This window comes from Bradyrhizobium sp. NBAIM08 (genome assembly GCF_020193935.1).
Taxonomy (GTDB): domain Bacteria; phylum Pseudomonadota; class Alphaproteobacteria; order Rhizobiales; family Xanthobacteraceae; genus Bradyrhizobium; species Bradyrhizobium yuanmingense.
Genome location: NZ_JADYVR010000543.1, coordinates 1 through 431 on the forward strand (window position 1 = coordinate 1; position 431 = coordinate 431).

The following is a 431-nucleotide window of genomic DNA, read 5'->3' on the forward strand; positions in this document are numbered from 1 at the left end:
CAGTTGTCACCCTCGTGGTGGCGACCCTTCACGCCGCGCCCGCACCCACCACGGTCGACGGCTTCCGTTTCGTGAAGAAGGCCGGACTGATTTCCGAGTACAAACTCGCGGCCAACGACCTGAACGTCCTGCTGCTGGAAGACCATTCCGCGCCCGTCCTGACGTTCATGGTCACCTACCGGGTGGGGTCGCGCAACGAAGTCACGGGCACCACCGGCGCCACCCATCTACTCGAGCACTTGATGTTCAAGGGCAGCAAAAACTTCCACCCGGGCATCAACAAAGGCTTCGACACGCTGATGGACAGCATCGGCGGTATCAACAATGCCACGACGTGGCTGGACCGCACCAACTACTACGAGAACCTTCCGAGCGACCACCTGGAGCTGGCGGTGCAGCTCGAGGCCGACCGGATGCGCAATCTCCTCCTG

Annotated in this window: 1 protein-coding gene; it reads left to right on the top strand. The window is 61.9% G+C overall.

Translation table 11 applies throughout. The annotated features are described in order from the left end of the window. Nucleotides 1-431 (top strand): pitrilysin family protein (locus I6F37_RS40855; RefSeq protein ID WP_225154502.1); only part of this gene is annotated, 431 nt, incomplete at both ends.